General features: G+C 63.6%; 17 protein-coding genes. 6 read left to right on the top strand and 11 right to left on the bottom strand.

Going from position 1 to position 14,571, the window contains the following annotated elements; all coding sequences use genetic code 11:
- Positions 1-23 precede the first annotated feature (23 nt).
- The 6 genes from ABVV53_RS02260 (at position 24) to ABVV53_RS02235 (ending at position 6,648) form a co-directional block, all read left to right on the top strand.
- Positions 24-1,409, top strand: a complete 1,386-nt coding sequence (locus tag ABVV53_RS02260; protein WP_353982698.1) for a leucyl aminopeptidase family protein — start codon at positions 24-26, stop codon at positions 1,407-1,409.
- Positions 1,410-1,424: 15 nt separating this feature from the next.
- Positions 1,425-1,826, top strand: a complete 402-nt coding sequence (locus ABVV53_RS02255; protein WP_353982697.1) for an SH3 domain-containing protein — start codon at positions 1,425-1,427, stop codon at positions 1,824-1,826.
- A complete protein-coding gene (gene argC, locus ABVV53_RS02250; protein ID WP_353982696.1) occupies positions 1,823-2,746 on the top strand; it encodes an N-acetyl-gamma-glutamyl-phosphate reductase in 924 nt (307 codons plus the stop codon). Before ABVV53_RS02255 ends, argC begins: the two co-directional genes overlap by 4 nt.
- Before the next feature lie 335 nt (positions 2,747-3,081).
- Complete coding sequence (locus ABVV53_RS02245) at positions 3,082-3,420, top strand: P-II family nitrogen regulator (protein WP_353982695.1); 339 nt, start codon at positions 3,082-3,084, stop codon at positions 3,418-3,420.
- Positions 3,421-3,566: 146 nt separating this feature from the next.
- On the top strand, positions 3,567-4,976 hold the full coding sequence (glnA, locus tag ABVV53_RS02240; RefSeq protein WP_353982694.1) for a type I glutamate--ammonia ligase: 1,410 nt from the start codon (positions 3,567-3,569) through the stop codon (positions 4,974-4,976).
- Positions 4,977-5,289: 313 nt separating this feature from the next.
- A complete protein-coding gene (locus ABVV53_RS02235; protein WP_353982693.1) occupies positions 5,290-6,648 on the top strand; it encodes a carbohydrate porin in 1,359 nt (452 codons plus the stop codon).
- Positions 6,649-7,070: 422 nt separating this feature from the next.
- On the opposite strand, the gene ABVV53_RS02230 is transcribed toward ABVV53_RS02235, so the two are convergent.
- From ABVV53_RS02230 to hisF, 11 genes are all read right to left on the bottom strand, one after another.
- Positions 7,071-7,604, bottom strand: a complete 534-nt coding sequence (locus ABVV53_RS02230) for a J domain-containing protein (RefSeq protein ID WP_353982692.1) — start codon at positions 7,602-7,604, stop codon at positions 7,071-7,073.
- A 298-nt stretch (positions 7,605-7,902) separates the two neighbouring features.
- On the bottom strand, positions 7,903-8,418 hold the full coding sequence (pal, locus tag ABVV53_RS02225) for a peptidoglycan-associated lipoprotein Pal (RefSeq protein WP_353982691.1): 516 nt from the start codon (positions 8,416-8,418) through the stop codon (positions 7,903-7,905).
- 102 nt (positions 8,419-8,520) lie between these two features.
- Positions 8,521-9,915 carry a Tol-Pal system beta propeller repeat protein TolB gene (gene tolB, locus ABVV53_RS02220; RefSeq protein ID WP_353982690.1) on the bottom strand — a complete coding sequence of 465 codons (1,395 nt, stop codon included), beginning with the start codon at positions 9,913-9,915 and terminating at the stop codon, positions 8,521-8,523.
- Entirely contained in the window at positions 9,912-10,889 is a 978-nt protein-coding gene (locus tag ABVV53_RS02215) for a hypothetical protein (RefSeq protein ID WP_353982689.1), read from the bottom strand. Before ABVV53_RS02215 ends, tolB begins: the two co-directional genes overlap by 4 nt.
- Positions 10,890-10,906: 17 nt before the next feature.
- The gene (locus ABVV53_RS02210; RefSeq protein ID WP_353982688.1) at positions 10,907-11,362 is read right to left on the bottom strand and encodes an ExbD/TolR family protein; all 456 of its coding nucleotides are present in this window, start codon (positions 11,360-11,362) and stop codon (positions 10,907-10,909) included.
- Positions 11,362-12,072: a protein TolQ gene (tolQ, locus tag ABVV53_RS02205; protein ID WP_353982687.1), complete on the bottom strand. Its 711-nt coding sequence runs from the start codon at positions 12,070-12,072 to the stop codon at positions 11,362-11,364. Before tolQ ends, ABVV53_RS02210 begins: the two co-directional genes overlap by 1 nt.
- Positions 12,069-12,560 (bottom strand): YbgC/FadM family acyl-CoA thioesterase, encoded by a 492-nt coding sequence (locus ABVV53_RS02200; protein ID WP_353982686.1) that lies wholly within the window; start codon positions 12,558-12,560, stop codon positions 12,069-12,071. The genes tolQ and ABVV53_RS02200 overlap by 4 nt, the downstream gene beginning before the upstream one ends.
- A 136-nt stretch (positions 12,561-12,696) precedes the next feature.
- A complete protein-coding gene (locus ABVV53_RS02195) occupies positions 12,697-13,074 on the bottom strand; it encodes a histidine triad nucleotide-binding protein (protein ID WP_353982685.1) in 378 nt (125 codons plus the stop codon).
- A gap of 13 nt (positions 13,075-13,087) precedes the next feature.
- Positions 13,088-13,411, bottom strand: a complete 324-nt coding sequence (locus ABVV53_RS02190; protein WP_353982684.1) for a phosphoribosyl-ATP diphosphatase — start codon at positions 13,409-13,411, stop codon at positions 13,088-13,090.
- Between the two features lie 76 nt (positions 13,412-13,487).
- A complete protein-coding gene (locus ABVV53_RS02185) occupies positions 13,488-13,676 on the bottom strand; it encodes a PEP-CTERM sorting domain-containing protein (protein ID WP_353982683.1) in 189 nt (62 codons plus the stop codon).
- Between the two features lie 133 nt (positions 13,677-13,809).
- A complete protein-coding gene (gene hisF / locus ABVV53_RS02180) occupies positions 13,810-14,571 on the bottom strand; it encodes an imidazole glycerol phosphate synthase subunit HisF (protein ID WP_353982682.1) in 762 nt (253 codons plus the stop codon).

The raw sequence follows: 14,571 nt of genomic DNA, 5'->3' as shown, positions 1-14,571 counted from the left end.
AACCGGAGTCTACAGGCTGGATAATGACTGACAAAGACGCTTTGATCGAGCCCGACCGGGGCCAATCGGCCATTCCCATTCACTTGGTCGATAAGGACGGACTCGAAGAATTCCTGAAGCGCTGCACGGTTCCGCAACGTGCGGCACTGACTGCGCAAAAGTTCAAGGCCGAGGGCTATTCGCACGCAATCATGCCTCGCGACGGAGACGAGTGGAGTGTCGTTGCCGGCGTCGCCGATACTGCGTCGCTCTCCAGCTGGTGCATGGCCAAACTGGCCGAGGTGCTGCCGGCCGGCACCTATCGCCGTGTCGGCGGGGAGCCGGGCGCGGCGCTCCTCGGCTGGATCACCGGCCAATACCGGTTCGAGCGCTACTTGTCGGAACCCGGCACGGACGGTCCGCGTATCCTTCTGACCGGAGAACCCAAGGCAATTCCCGAGGTTCTGGCGCAGGCCGAAGCGGTCGCACTCGTGCGCGACATGGTCAACACTCCGGCCGAGGACATGGGCCCGGCCGAGATCGAAGCGCGCGCAGAGGCAATCGCCAAGACGCATGGGGCGCAGCTTCGCGTCACCCGCGGCGACATGCTCGAACGCGAGTTCCCGATGGTCCACATGGTTGGCCGCGCCGCCGCTCGCAGCCATGCGCCGCGCATGATCGAGATCGAGTGGGGAGACCCCGCACACCCTCGTATCGCTATAGTCGGCAAGGGCGTGTGCTTCGATTCGGGCGGGCTCGATATCAAGCCAGCCTCGGGCATGCTGCTGATGAAGAAGGACATGGGCGGCGCTGCGCACGCGCTCGCGCTGTCGCAGCTTGTCATGAGCTTGGGTCTGCCGGTGCGGCTGCACGCACTTGTCCCCGCGGTCGAGAATGCCGTCTCCGGCAACGCCTTTCGCCCTGGCGACGTGCTGCGCTCGCGCGCCGGCATCACCGTGGAGATCGGCAATACGGATGCCGAAGGCCGCCTGATCCTGGGCGATGCCCTGACGCGCGCCGGAGAGGACAATCCGGAGCTGCTGATCGATTTCGCCACTTTGACAGGCGCCGCGCGCGTCGCCGTCGGCCCTGATTTGCCTGCCCTCTTCGCGCGGCGGGATGAAACGGCAGAGGCTTTGCTCGATGCCGGCGCGCAGGTTGACGATCCCTGCTGGCGCTTGCCGCTGTTCGAGGGTTATCGCGAATACCTGAAGTCCGACATCGCCGACATCAACAACTCGGGCAGCAGCGGCTTCGCGGGAGCTACGACCGCGGCTCTGTTCCTCGACAGGTTCGTCCCCAAGGACACTGACTGGGCGCATTTCGATACCTTTGCATGGCGCCCCGCCGCCAAACCCGGCCGACCGAAAGGCGGCGATGCCCTGGGTCTGCGTGCGGCATGGCGCATGCTGGCACAGCGGTATCGCTAAACTTGCGAACCCACGGTGACCCGTCTAAGCGCCCCCATCTTTCCCTTCGGAGATAACCGCACGTTGCCGCTAGAGGATTCCTACACACGCCTGGACGCGCCGGATGCGCTGCTGACGCTTAGCGGACCGAGCGTCTGTGCGGATCCCGGTCACCTGGCGGTGCGGGGCGATCTGGCTCACATCAAGCTCGCCGGGCGCTGCTTCGTGCCGCATTACGCTGTGCCGATGCTGCATCGCGCCAAAGCCGGCGCGGTGCTTCTCGCGCAAGGGCGGACCGACGCCGAGGTGCTTGGCACCCTTGGTGAGGGAACGCTGTTCGAAGTGCTGGACATGGCGGGAACCTGGGCCTGGGGTCAGGTCGAGAATGATGGCCTTGTCGGATACACCGCGTTGACTGGACTGGAGCCCGTCGCATGAGCGCAACCGTCTTCGTTGATGGCGCCGCCGGGACGACTGGCCTCGAAATCGCCGAACGGCTTGCCGGCCGCCCCGAGTTCACGCTGGTCGTGCTCGACGAAGCACGCCGCAAGGACGATACTGCCCGTGCCGAGGCGCTGAATGACGCGGACTTCGTCATCCTGTGCCTGCCAGACGAAGCCGCCCGCGATGCCGTGGGCATGATCCGCAATGACAAAGTGCGCGTGATCGACGCATCCTCTGCGCACCGTACTGCCATCGGCTGGACTTACGGCTTGCCTGAGGTGGTGGGCGCTGAGGCGATCGCCCTGGCGCGGCGTGTCAGCAATCCCGGCTGCTACCCCACCGGCTTCATCACTTTGCTTGCGCCGCTGGTCACGGCAGGGCTGCTGCCGAAGGACTGGCCTTACGTCTGCCATGCCGTATCCGGCTATTCGGGTGGCGGCAAGGCGCTGATCGGACGCTTCGAAGAGGATCAGGACATCGCCTTTCGGGCCTATGGCCTGGCGATGGGGCACAAGCATGTCGCAGAGATGCAGCGCCACGTTGGCCTCTCTCACCAGCCACTGTTTGCGCCCGCGGTCGTCCCTGCGTTCCGTGGTATGCTGGTGGAAGTGCCGCTGCACCTTGCCGCTATGCCACTCGCCGCCGCGCCTGATGTCCTGCTCGCCAGCCTTGCGGAGACGTATCGCGGTAGCCAGATTATCAAGGTTCGGGAGGATCAGCCTGACGAACTGCTCCTGCACCGCGCGATGGCGCCGACCGACACGGTCGAGCTCTTCGTGTTCGGTGCACGCGATGGCTCGCAGGCGCGGCTCGTTGCGGTACTCGATAACCTCGGCAAAGGCGCTAGCGGTGCCGCGGTGCAGAATCTGAACATCATGGCGCGGCTGGACGAAACGGCTGGCCTGCGCCTCTGACGCTGAATATCTTGGGACGCGATATGGAGATGCATAACGTCCCCGCCACCCGCCAGCCGACTTGTGTGGTCAGTTTACGGCGGCTACAACTGCCCAACATTTAAGCAGTCGTGCCTCATTAATCATCACCGCGCGGAATACCTGCGCACCGAAGCTGCGTCCAAGCTGTTCACGACGCAAGAATTCGCGCGTTTCCGCTCTTTTCGCGCTTACACAAGTATCCTACCACGGACCAACTGGCCTGGCACGATTCTTGATGAGATCGCGCACGAGGCATCGGGTTCGACATCGCTCCACACTGGACGATCGGGCCGAGCGCGGGGGTATTCGCAGGCGTGAAGAAGATTGAAGCAATCATCAAGCCGTTCAAGCTCGACGAGGTGAAGGAAGCGCTGCACGAAGTGGGAGTGTCCGGCATCACGGTGACTGAAGCGAAGGGGTTCGGCCGCCAGAAGGGGCACACCGAACTTTATCGCGGCGCCGAGTACGTGGTCGATTTCCTGCCCAAGGTGCGCCTCGAAGTCGTCGTGCCCGACCAACTGGCTGAGCGCGTGGTCGAGGCGATCACCGAAGCGGCACAGACTGGCCGTATCGGCGACGGCAAGATCTTCGTTGTACCAGTCGAAACCGCCGTGCGCATACGCACCGGCGAACGTGACGACGCCGCGCTTTAAGGTCAGAAACGAAATCCCGTCCGGCGCGGTATCGAAGGCGCTGGATCGGACGTCACCGGTACGGGGGACCGGTCGCCGTCTCGGAGATATCCATCACCCCTAAGCTTCTTCTGGGATCGGAAGAGTCAATTCGGAGTAGAATACCCATGGCGAGCGCAAAGGACGTCCTGAAGCGGATCAAGGATGAGGAGATCGAGTGGGTCGATCTTCGCTTCACCGATCCTAAGGGCAAGTGGCAGCACCTGACGATGGTCTCCAGCCTCCTCGGTGAGGATGAGCTGGAAGACGGCCTGATGTTCGACGGCTCCTCGATCGAAGGCTGGAAGGCCATCAACGAGTCGGACATGATCCTCAAGCCCGACCTCGACGCGGTCTATGTCGACCCGTTCTCGGCCACGCCGATGATGATCCTGTTCTGCGACATCGTCGAGCCTTCGACAGGTGAGCTCTATGGCCGCGATCCGCGCTCGACCGCGAAGCGCGCCGAGGCTTTCGTGAAGTCGGCCGGCTTTGGCGACACCGTCTACGTCGGCCCGGAAGCCGAGTTCTTCATGTTCGACGACGTGAAGTTCTATGACGGTTACGACGGCAACGGCTTCAAGATTGATGACATCGAACTGCCGACCAACTCGAACCGCGATTACGACATGGGCAACCTTGCTCACCGTCCGCGTGCCAAGGGTGGCTACTTCCCCGTCGCTCCGGTCGACAGCGCCGTCGACATCCGCGCCGAGATGGTCTCGACGATGATCGAGATGGGCCTGCCTTGCGATAAGCACCACCACGAGGTGGCCTCCGCGCAGCATGAGCTCGGCCTCACCTTCGGCACTTTGGTCACCACCGCGGACCGCATGCAGATCTACAAGTACGTCGTGCACATGGTCGCGCAGGCCTATGGCAAGACCGCCACTTTCATGCCCAAGCCGATCATGAAGGACAACGGATCGGGCATGCACACGCACATCTCGATCTGGGACAAGGGCAATCCGCTGTTCGCCGGCAACGGCTATGCGGGTCTGTCCGACATGTGCCTGTATTTCATCGGCGGCGTCATCAAGCATGCCAAGGCGCTGAACGCCTTCACCAACCCGACCACCAACAGCTACAAGCGCCTGGTACCGGGTTATGAAGCGCCGGTACTGCTCGCCTATTCGGCACGCAACCGCTCGGCTTCGTGCCGTATTCCCTACGGCACGGGCGCCAAGGCGAAGCGCGTGGAATTCCGCTTCCCCGACGCGATGGCCAATCCCTACCTGTGCTATGCCGCGCTGCTGATGGCGGGCCTCGACGGAATCAAGAACAAGATCCACCCGGGCGAAGCCATGGACAAGAACCTCTACGATCTGCCGCCGGCCGAGCTTGCCGAAGTGCCGACCGTGTGTGGTTCGCTGCGCGAAGCACTGGAATCGCTCCAGGCTGACCACTCCTTCCTGCTCGAAGGCGGGGTGTTCACGCAGGATCAGATCGAAGCCTACCTCGAACTCAAGTGGCCGGAGGTTCTCCGCTGGGAGACCACTCCTTCGGCTGTCGAGTTCGACATGTACTACAGCGCCTGATCAGCGCCTCTCCCGCAAGGGGGAACGAGTTCACCGAGTGGGCGTCCGGAGCAATCCGGGCGCCCTTTTCGTAGCACTCGGCACGCCAACAACGCTTCAGCCAGGCGCGGCATCTATTGAGCGTCAAGCGGGCGTGCGAGCCCGAGCAGAAGAGACGCGAGATCCCGCAGCCATCGCCAAGGCGATGAAGGATCATGTTTGAACTAAAAAATGAACCGGTTTCATTTTCATGCGATCTGCTGCTGAAAATAGGGGGGCCGGTCGCACAATGTCTTCGTTCTCACGGCGCGTAGCCGCGTCTTCAGTCTTGTCCATGCTGCTCATCGAAGCTCCGGCCCGAGCACAGACTGCCAGTGCGGGCGCCGCACAGGCCGGCGGTACGGCAGCACCGGCGATCTCCTCGCCAGCGCCGCTCACCGTCCACGACGAGGATCCGATCGCGCGCGCGCGAAGGGAGGCTGCGCGTTTTGCCGAGATCGACAGGCTCAAGACGCAGGGTCAATCCACTGACTTTCCTGGTGTCTCACAAACGCTGACCAAGGATGCAGGAGGCTTTCGCACCTGGCTTTATGAGCACGACCTCTACTTTCGGGGAGTCAGCTCCAACACTGTATCGTACGACATTGCGAGCGGTAACGATCAGCTCTCGCCACAGACTTACACCGGCCAGAAACTCACGCTCTCGCAAAGCAACGAATTGCGCCTGAGCTGGAAGATCGGCGGATCCGGGGAAGACATCACCCAGATCAACGTCGGCACCTTGATCAACTTCACAAACTGGCGTCCGATCGGCCCCTCACGCGCCAAGTTTTCCAACCTCAACATCTACAGCAGCTTCCTGGACCGGACGATCGAGGTCAAAGCAGGGTACGGCCAGACCATCTCGGACTTCGTGGGCATCTTCGCGGGCGGCAACCCGATCCTGGCGAGCGGCCTGGCGGCATCGATCCCGCTCTCGACTGGCATGAGCGGCGGCACCGCTGTCGCGCCCAGCGTCAGCCTGCAACTAAACGGCGGCGACGGATTCTATTCGAAGTCGGCAGTCCAGCGTAGCCTCATTCCCGAAGGAATGTCCGCTGACGCCGCCAACGCAGGCGCTGGCCTGAAGTTCAGCCGCCCTGGCGCGAAGGCGCTCTACATCCAGGAATTCGGTGTGCGCCGGGTTGCATCTGGAAGCACCCGCCAAATTTGGCTTCGCGGCGGCGGCAGCTACAACACCACTCTCTACGACCGGCTCGATGGCAGAGGGCAGGAACGCAACTGGTCCATCTATCTCCTGGGCGACTACCAGATCTATCAACCCGATCCGCGGCTGTCTTATAGGGGCATCTCGGTAGGCGCTTCGGCGTTGTTCGCGGCAGATTCCGTGAATGTCTACACCCGCAGCCTGGAAGGACGGGTTTATGCTCTCGGCATGGTACCGGGGCGTCCGCTCGACCAGGTGACATTCACCATCGGATCGAACCGTTTCAGCCGCACAGGTGGACGTGCGATCGAAGCGGCCGGCCTGAAGGCGAACCGCGACCAATTCTCTGTTGGCATGCTCTACGCCATCCATGCCATGGACGGGCTCTTCATTTCGCCATCGGTCAACTACATCCGCAATCCAAGCTTTGTAGGAGACTTCAAGCCGGCAGTCGTCCTTAGCGGATCGGCCACCGTGCTGTTCTAGCCGGGCGGAGCAGCGCCGAGCTTGACATATAGAACTATAGGTTATATGCCGCAGCCGTCGGAGGGAACTCCGACGCACGGCGGGTGCGGGTGAGCGAAGGCCTCGTTCAACCATCCCGCACCATGCGACCCGCGCTCCAGACGGGCGCCTGCACCCGATGCGAAGCCATTCTTGTCCTACCGGCACTCTCCTTGGCTTGCCGGATCGGGCCGGCGCCAATTGCGAGCCTCTCCCGCCGGCGCTTCGCACAATAGAGGTCGAGTTGGCGGTCCGCTTTCGCGCCTCCCCCGCCAGCCGTTCGCAAGATGGAACGCGAGCCAAGCCTGTCGCGCCAGGCCGCGCCGGCCGCACGTCCGCCGTCGTCCTGTTCCCCCGGCGTTATCCCGCACTCGCCAGCGGGCGATCAGCCGTGTCCCGTAGGGTTAGCCCCTCCACTCCCGGCGCTCTTCAGACTGGCGCAGCACTTCGTACGCGACCTGATAGGCCTGGAATGCCTTTGCGGCTTCCGCATCGCCCGGCCGCACGTCGGGGTGCACTTCCTTGGCCTTGGCACGCCAGGCCTTCTTCACCGCGTCGAAATCGGCATCGGGATCGAGCCCGAAGACCTCCAGCGCGCGCATCTCGTCCCGCGTGCGAGTGCCGTCGCCCGATCCGCTCCAGCCGTAGTGCGAGGCTTCCTTGTAGCCGGCATTCTGCGCATTCTCGCTGGACTCGCGCTGCGCGGCTTCCTCTGCATCGAGACCCGCGAAATAGTCCCATCCGGCGTTGTACTCGGCCGCGTGCTTTTGGCAAAAATACCAGCGGTCCGCGCTGTTGGGCGACTTTGGAGCCGGGCAGTCGCCGGGATCGTTGCAGCCGTGGCGGTCGCAGATCCGCACGCTGGCCGCTTCGCGCCCGCTTCCGTATCCACGCCAGCGCGGGAATCCCCAGTCGTTGGATCGGCGCGCTTTGCTCATGACGACGGCGATAAGCTGCGACTCGTCAGCGACGCAAGCCCACTTTCACCTTTACGGTCGATTCCCGTTCAAAGGATATTAACGCTCCGAGTGGCACATGCTGCATTGCAATATGCCCTTAGCTACCTTATACTAAGCAAGCTGACCAAATGAGGATATCATGAGCGATCGTCTTACCGTTTCCGCCACGTTCTCGGTGCTGATGATGGCGCTTTACGTGGTCATCGGCGCACCGGCCTGATCGCCAGATCGCTTCAAACGGGCAGAACTCAAGAAGTTCTGCCCGCTGTTTATAGCGTCAATCGATGGTAACGGTCACCGCACGGCGGTTCTGCGCCCATGCCTGCTGGTCGGAACCCACCGCGACCGGACGCTCCTTGCCGTAGCTCAGAGTCGAAAGACGGCTCGGATCGACGCCCAGGCTCACCAGATAATTCTTGGCCGCATTGGCGCGGCGCTCACCCAGAGCAAGGTTGTATTCGCGGGTGCCGCGCTCGTCGGCATGCCCTTCGATTGTCGCGCGCTTGGCGGGATAGCGAATCAGCCACTGCGCCTGCTTGGCGAGCGCCGCCTGATCCTGTGAGTCGATGTCATAGCGATCGGTGTCGAAATAGATCGTGTCCGACCCCGCCATCAGCTGCATGAACTCGGCCTGGCTGCCAGGCGTCACGCCCATCTGACCAGTGTCGGTCGACGTGGCCGGCGGGCCCGGTTCGGGTGGAAGCTCCTTGGGGGCCTTGCTGGCGCAAGCCGACATGGCGAGCGCACCGGCGAGGAGAATTGCGGCAGGTCCGAGCTTCGCATGGGCAGACATCGAAATCTCCTTTTCAGCGCGACCACAGTGGTCGCCAGGTATAAACATCCCAGTCACTCGTACCACATCGTCACGCCAGCGTAAGCGGCTAGAGCGCGATGCCTAGGGGCGTACGGGCCCCCAGGCGGGGTCGGAAGCGCCAACCGGAGTGGGCAACCGCCGCTCGTTACGTCCGGTTAGGTCGACTTGCCAGATCGAGGCCTGACCCGAGCCGCGCGCAGTGCGGAAGAACTGCACGATGCGGCCGTTGGGCGACCAGGTCGGCGCCTCGTCCTGCCAGCTGTTCGTCAGGTAACGCATGCCGCCGCCATCGGGGCGCATGACAGCCACGCGCAAGTCCCCGGCGATATGGGTGAACGCGATCAGGTCGCCCCGCGGGCTCCACTCCGGCGTCGCCGCACGGCCGCCGAGGAAGCTGATCCGGCGCTGGTTGGAGCCATCGGCATTCATCACGTAAATCTGCTGGCTGCCCGAGCGATCGCTCTCGAACACGATCTGCTGGCCATCGGGCGAGTAGCTGCCGCCGATGTTGATGCCTGGGCCGTTAGTCAGCCGCTGCGGCGTACTACCGCCGGCCGCCGAAACGCGGTAAATGTCGGTCGTACCACCCACGGACATGGAATAGAGCACCCACTTGCCGTCCGGCGACCAGCGCGGCGCCAGAGTGGGATTGCCGGTGCGCGCAATGAGCTTCTGCGTGTCGGAGGCCAGATCATAGGCGTAGATACTCGGCTGGCCGTTCAGGTACGACAAGTAGAGGATCTTGGAATAGTCCGGCGAATAACGCGGCGTCAGCGCCATTGCCTGCCCGCTGGTGAGATAGCGGTGATTGGCTCCGTCTGAATCCATGATCGCCAGCCGCTTCATGCGCCGATCCTTGGGTCCTGTCTCGGCGATGTAGGCGATCTTGGAATCGAAGAACGGGCTTTCACCCGAAAGGCGCGAATAGATGAGGTCCGAACACTTGTGCGCAGCACGCCGCCAGTCGGACGCCGCGAACTGCCAGCCGCCTTTCACGAGTTGGCGAGTGAGCGAGACGTCATAGAGATAGCATCCGACAGTCAGTTGCCCGGCCGCATTCGCCCTGACGTAGCCCTGGACAAGCATGTCAGCCCCCCTCCCTGACCACAGGGAGTATTCAGGTGACTGTACTTGTGGAAAGCTCGGACTGGGCAGCCCTTGCGGCCCGCTCGGCTTGAACAAGCCGTTGTTCCGCAGATCCGAGGCGATCACTTGCGCGATCGCTTGTCCCAGTTGCGTGGTCGAGCCCGCATTGGTCTGGGTCGGCACGTCACGATCGGTCGCGAAGTTGGTGATCGCGATGCCGAGGTCCTGCCATTCGTTCTCGTCCGAGACGCTGCCCACGAGGCCCCCGTCCTCCGCCGCCGGAGTCGATGCGACCAACGGCGGAGCGGGAACCGGCGCATTCTGCGCCATCAGGGGTGTCGTCGCACCCAGAGCCAGGAGAAAGACGAGCGTCATCGAGCGGACGGTCATTGCGAAAGCCTCTTGTCGAATCGGAACTGCGAGACGCGCTTCCACGCGTCATAGTATTCCTCGGGGAGATCGAACGGTGCGGCAAGGCGAACAGCGCGGATCGCCTGTTCGGCATGCCTGTCCGCCTGGTTGCGATTGACGTCGCTGATGCCGAGTTGGCGGACGATCGTCGGGGCTCCGGCAAGCGAGCCGTCGCGGTTGAGGTTGAACGACAGGATCGTAACCAGATCCTCAGCGTCAGGACCTTGCGGCGCCTGCCATTTCGGCTTGAGCTGGCGCGAAATGGCGCTCGCAAGCGAAGAGCGTACTGCCGGCCCGATCGTGGCGGCCGACGGGCTGGTGCTCGTGGAGCTGCTGGAGGAGCCACCGGTCACGCCCTTGAGAAAGTCGTCGCCGATGCGGCTGCCACCCGCCGGCGCGTTCGACTTCGCAGGAGCTTCCGCGGCAGGGGCTTTGGCGGCGGGCGCTTTGGCGGCAGGCGCTTTGGTCGCCGCCTTCAAGGCCGGAGCTTTCTGAGCATGAGCTTTCGGCTCCGGCGCCTTTTTCGGAGAGGCCTCTGGAGCCGGTCGCTCCGCCTTCGGCTTGGGCGTAGCCTTTGGTGTCGGCGTAGGACGCCGGGTTGCGCGAGGGGTTGGCTTCGATGGGGGTTCCGCCTTGCGAGGCGCGGGCCGGGGCGGAGGCGGTGCTGGCTCGGGCGGTGCCGGCTCAGGCGGTGCCGGCTCCCGCTCGGCAGGCGCTTCGGCTGGCTGCGGCTCACCCAAAGTAGGGGCGACCGAAGGCGCTGCGGGACTACTGGGCTGGGGCGCCGTCGAGGTTAGACCGACCTCTTCGCTGATCGTCACCTCGATACGCTCTGGTGGCTGAACCACTGGCGTGGTCTCCGGACGCAACAGCAGGGCAGCGACCAGCGCAGCGTGAGCCGCGATCGCTATGCCCAGGCCGAGGCCTTCCTCCTTGCGCAACGCCAGAGCCATCTTCGTTCCGGCTATCCCTAGGCGCCTGAACCGCCGCTGACGCTTGTCACCAGCGAGATCGACGTGAACCCGGCGCGGTTGAGCTCGCCCATGACGCGCATGACCGTGCCATAGTCCAGCGCCTTGTCGGCTCGCAGAGTCACCAGCGGTTTCCTGCCATCGGGCCCTGCCGGAACAGCCATCAGACGGTCTGTAAGTTCACCAGGCGCAAGCGGCGCGTCCTCCAGGTAAACAGTGCCGTCGGGCTGGATCGAGATCGTCATCTGCCCGGCTTCCTCGGCCATCGCTTTTGCGCGGCTATCGGGAAGCTCGATCGGCACCGCGGCTTTGAGCAAGGGCGCCGTCACCATGAAGATGATCAGCAGCACCAGCATGACGTCGACTAGCGGCGTGACGTTGATCTCTGCCATCGGCGCGCGGCCGCTCCGGCCCCGTCCCCTGCGGCGACCACCGCCTGCCAGTCCCATGGCCATCAGCGCTGCTCCAGCTGGCGCGTGAGGGCGGCGTGAAGCTTATCGGCGAAGCGCTGCAGCCGCGCTTCAAACCCGTTCACGCGGTGCGAGAAACGGTTGTAGGCGATAACCGCCGGGATCGCGGCGAACAGGCCGATAGCGGTCGCGAACAGCGCCTCGGATATGCCAGGTGCCACGACCGCGAGCGAGGAGCTCTGCTGCTGGCCGATCTGGAAGAAGCTGTTCATGATGCCCCAGACGGTGCCAAACAGACCGACGAACGGCGCAACCGATCCCACTGTGGCGAGGAAGTTCAAGCGGTCCGACAGCTTGTCCGCTTCCTCCCCTACTGCCGAATTCATGACGAGTGCGATCCGCTGGCGCGCGCCTTCCGGATCGGTATCGCCCGCGGAATTGTGCTTGTACTCGGCCAATCCTGCGCCAGCCACTTTGCCCATCGGCACTTCACTGCGCCGACGCTCGCGCTGGTAGGCATCGAAGTTCTCGGCGTCCCAGAAGCCCCGCTCATAGGAATTGCAGCGTCGAGCAATGCCGCCCATGCGCAGCATGAACGACACGATGATCATCCAGGTCCAGATGCTGGCCAGGACAAGACCCACCATGACCGCTTGAACGACGATGTCCGCATCGAGGAAGAGCTTGACCGGATTCAGCCGGTCCGGCGCGCCCACTGCGGCGTTGGAGGCGGCCATAAGCAGATCGAACGTCATTCTTGTCCTTCCAGAGGTGCTTTGCCCGAGTTGCCATCAATCATGCCGCCCGCGAAGTCAGCAAATGCCTTCTGCCACGCTGCAGGCTGACGGCGCGGGCGTCCGTCAGGCGCGATGAAAGCCACGCGTACCGTCGCGTCGACGAGCCTGGTTTCCCCGCACCATGCGCTCTGCCGCAAAGTGCTGCTAGAGCGACCGATCTGCTCCGCGTGGGTTTCGATATGGACGGTATCGCCAAGCCGGGCGGGTGAGCGGTACCGGATGTGGACCTCGGCCACCGCATAGCTTCCCTCACCCGCAGCGAGCGAAGCGGCCTGATCCACGCCGAGCATCTCCAGCAAATCGGATCGAGCCCGCTCAAGCCAGCTCAGGTAATTGGCATGGTAGACGATACCGCCCGCATCGGTGTCTTCGTAGTAGACGCGCAAGCCATACCAATGGACCGGGCCATCGATGCTGCCGCCTGCGGGTTGGGGGAGTGCTATCATTTGCGCGCAGTCCTTAACGTCGCCGCGGGTCGCTGCAAAGGCATCGCGCGCAAAACGTGGCGCAGAAGCGCTAAGTCGCCTTAGCTGAACGGCGGCTAAACGGCTGCCCTGCCAAACACCGAATACGGTGCGGCGCTCAATCCGCGATCATGTGAAAGAACTGACGTCCACCGAAGATGTGCACATGCAGGTGAGCCACTTCCTGGTGGCCGTGCCCGCCCATGTTCACCATGAGGCGATAGCCGGGCTGATCGAGTTCGAGCTGGCGCGTCACCTCGCCGACCGCGCGCATGAAGCCGGCGATCTGTGCGTCGCTCGCCTTGGCGGTAAAGTCATCCCAGGACACGAAGGGTGCCTTGGGTATCACCAGCACGTGTACCGGCGCCTGAGGGCGGATATCGTTGAAGGCAAGAGCGTGATCGTCCTCGTAGACCTTGCTGCACGGCAGTTCGCCGCGCAGGATTCTCGCGAAGATATTGTCGTTATCGTAGGGCAGCTTGGGATCGATCGGCATCGGTCAGGTGTCCTCAGGAGGTGCGCGAAGCTTTCTCGGCAATGCCGGACACGCCTTCGCGTCGGTCAAGCTCGGCAAGCACGTCGGCAAGAGGGATATCCTTGGCCGACAGCAGCACGAGCAGATGGAACATCAGGTCCGCCGCTTCACCGACAAGTGCCGTGCGATCCTCGACCAATGCGGCGATCACCGTCTCGGTCGCTTCTTCGCCCAGCTTCTGCGCGATCTTGTTCAGACCGCGTGCGTGCAGCTTGGCAACATAGCTGCTGTCAGCGTCGGCTTCGCGGCGAGCGGCAATCGTCGCTTCGAGCCGCTCAAGAGTGTCGGAAGTGGCCATGCGCGTCCATCCATGCGGCGCGAGGCGAGGTGGGTCAAGCGCAAGCCACGCTCAACTTGCGCCAACAGCGGCGACGTCAGTCCCGGGGGCGCTTTGTGGAGAACTTGCGTCCAATCGCAACGCCTGCGACGCCCAGCGTTAGCAGGACCAGAGCGCTCGGCTCTGGAAGCGGGACACTCCCCGTGGCGGCGAGCGCCGATGCGGCCGGGATCACGGCCAGGAACGATGCAGACAGAAATTTCGGCAGAGAGCGATTGCGCAGCACGAGAACCTCATTGCACGTTTGGTGCAATTCTTAACGCAATCCCTGTGCCATCTGGAAAAAGCACGCCGCCTGGGCGGGTCGAAATGGTTAATGCAAGCGGCGTGCAGCACGCACCTGTAAAGAACGCCGACAGTCAGCTTCGCGCTGGCAATCCCGCCGCGCGCAGCGCCGCGTGAGCGTCCGCCACTGAATGTTTGCCGAAGTGGAAGATCGAGGCGGCAAGAACCGCGCTTGCCTTGCCCTCTGTTACACCGGCCACGAGATGCTCGAGCGTGCCCACACCTCCGCTCGCGATCACGGGAACTGCCACCGATTCGGCGATGGCTCGCGTCAGCGCGAGGTCGTAACCGGCCTGCGTGCCGTCGCCATCCATCGACGTGACCAGCAGCTCGCCCGCCCCCAGCCGCGCAAGCTTTGCCGCGTGTTCCAGCGCATCGATGCCAGTCGGCCGGCGCCCGCCGTGCGTGAAAATTTCCCAGCGATCGGGCTCCACCTGACGCGCATCGACTGAGGCAACGACGCACTGGCTTCCGAATCGCGCGGCAATGTCTGAGACCACCTCGGGCCGCGCCACCGCGGCCGAGTTCACCGCGACCTTATCCGCCCCTGCGAGCAACAAGGCGCGTGCATCCTCCGCCGTGCGGACACCGCCGCCGACGGTAAGCGGCATGAAGCAGACTTCTGCCGTCCGCCGCACGATGTCGAGCAGAGTGCCGCGCCCCTCGTGAGTGGCGGAGATGTCGAGGAAGCACAGCTCGTCAGCACCTGCGGCGTCGTAGGCGCGAGCCTGCTCGACGGGATCGCCGGCATCCCTGAGGTCGACGAAATTCACGCCTTTCACGACCCGCCCATTGGCGACGTCGAGGCAGGGGATGACTCGAACCCGGACGGTCAT

It is taken from the genome of Novosphingobium kalidii (genome assembly GCF_040534015.1).
Classification (GTDB): domain Bacteria; phylum Pseudomonadota; class Alphaproteobacteria; order Sphingomonadales; family Sphingomonadaceae; genus Novosphingobium; species Novosphingobium kalidii.
Note: the sequence above shows the minus strand (reverse complement) of the source record. Positions and strands in the feature narration are given on the sequence as shown.

Excerpts from the sequence above, each read along its gene's own strand:
- ABVV53_RS02235 (WP_353982693.1), top strand. The coding sequence starts at position 5,290 with ATGCTGCTCATCGAAGCTCCGGCCCGAGCACAGACTGCCAGTGCGGGC.
- tolB (WP_353982690.1), bottom strand. The coding sequence starts at position 9,915 with ATGACCGTCCGCTCGATGACGCTCGTCTTTCTCCTGGCTCTGGGTGCG.
- pal (WP_353982691.1), bottom strand. The coding sequence starts at position 8,418 with ATGTCTGCCCATGCGAAGCTCGGACCTGCCGCAATTCTCCTCGCCGGT.
- ABVV53_RS02190 (WP_353982684.1), bottom strand. The coding sequence starts at position 13,411 with ATGGCCACTTCCGACACTCTTGAGCGGCTCGAAGCGACGATTGCCGCT.
- ABVV53_RS02215 (WP_353982689.1), bottom strand. The coding sequence starts at position 10,889 with ATGGCTCTGGCGTTGCGCAAGGAGGAAGGCCTCGGCCTGGGCATAGCG.
- argC (WP_353982696.1), top strand. The coding sequence starts at position 1,823 with ATGAGCGCAACCGTCTTCGTTGATGGCGCCGCCGGGACGACTGGCCTC.
- ABVV53_RS02210 (WP_353982688.1), bottom strand. The coding sequence starts at position 11,362 with ATGGCCATGGGACTGGCAGGCGGTGGTCGCCGCAGGGGACGGGGCCGG.
- glnA (WP_353982694.1), top strand. The coding sequence starts at position 3,567 with ATGGCGAGCGCAAAGGACGTCCTGAAGCGGATCAAGGATGAGGAGATC.
- ABVV53_RS02195 (WP_353982685.1), bottom strand. The coding sequence starts at position 13,074 with ATGCCGATCGATCCCAAGCTGCCCTACGATAACGACAATATCTTCGCG.
- ABVV53_RS02260 (WP_353982698.1), top strand. The coding sequence starts at position 24 with ATGACTGACAAAGACGCTTTGATCGAGCCCGACCGGGGCCAATCGGCC.
- hisF (WP_353982682.1), bottom strand. The coding sequence starts at position 14,571 with ATGACCGTCCGGGTTCGAGTCATCCCCTGCCTCGACGTCGCCAATGGG.
- ABVV53_RS02200 (WP_353982686.1), bottom strand. The coding sequence starts at position 12,560 with ATGATAGCACTCCCCCAACCCGCAGGCGGCAGCATCGATGGCCCGGTC.
- tolQ (WP_353982687.1), bottom strand. The coding sequence starts at position 12,072 with ATGACGTTCGATCTGCTTATGGCCGCCTCCAACGCCGCAGTGGGCGCG.
- ABVV53_RS02230 (WP_353982692.1), bottom strand. The coding sequence starts at position 7,604 with ATGAGCAAAGCGCGCCGATCCAACGACTGGGGATTCCCGCGCTGGCGT.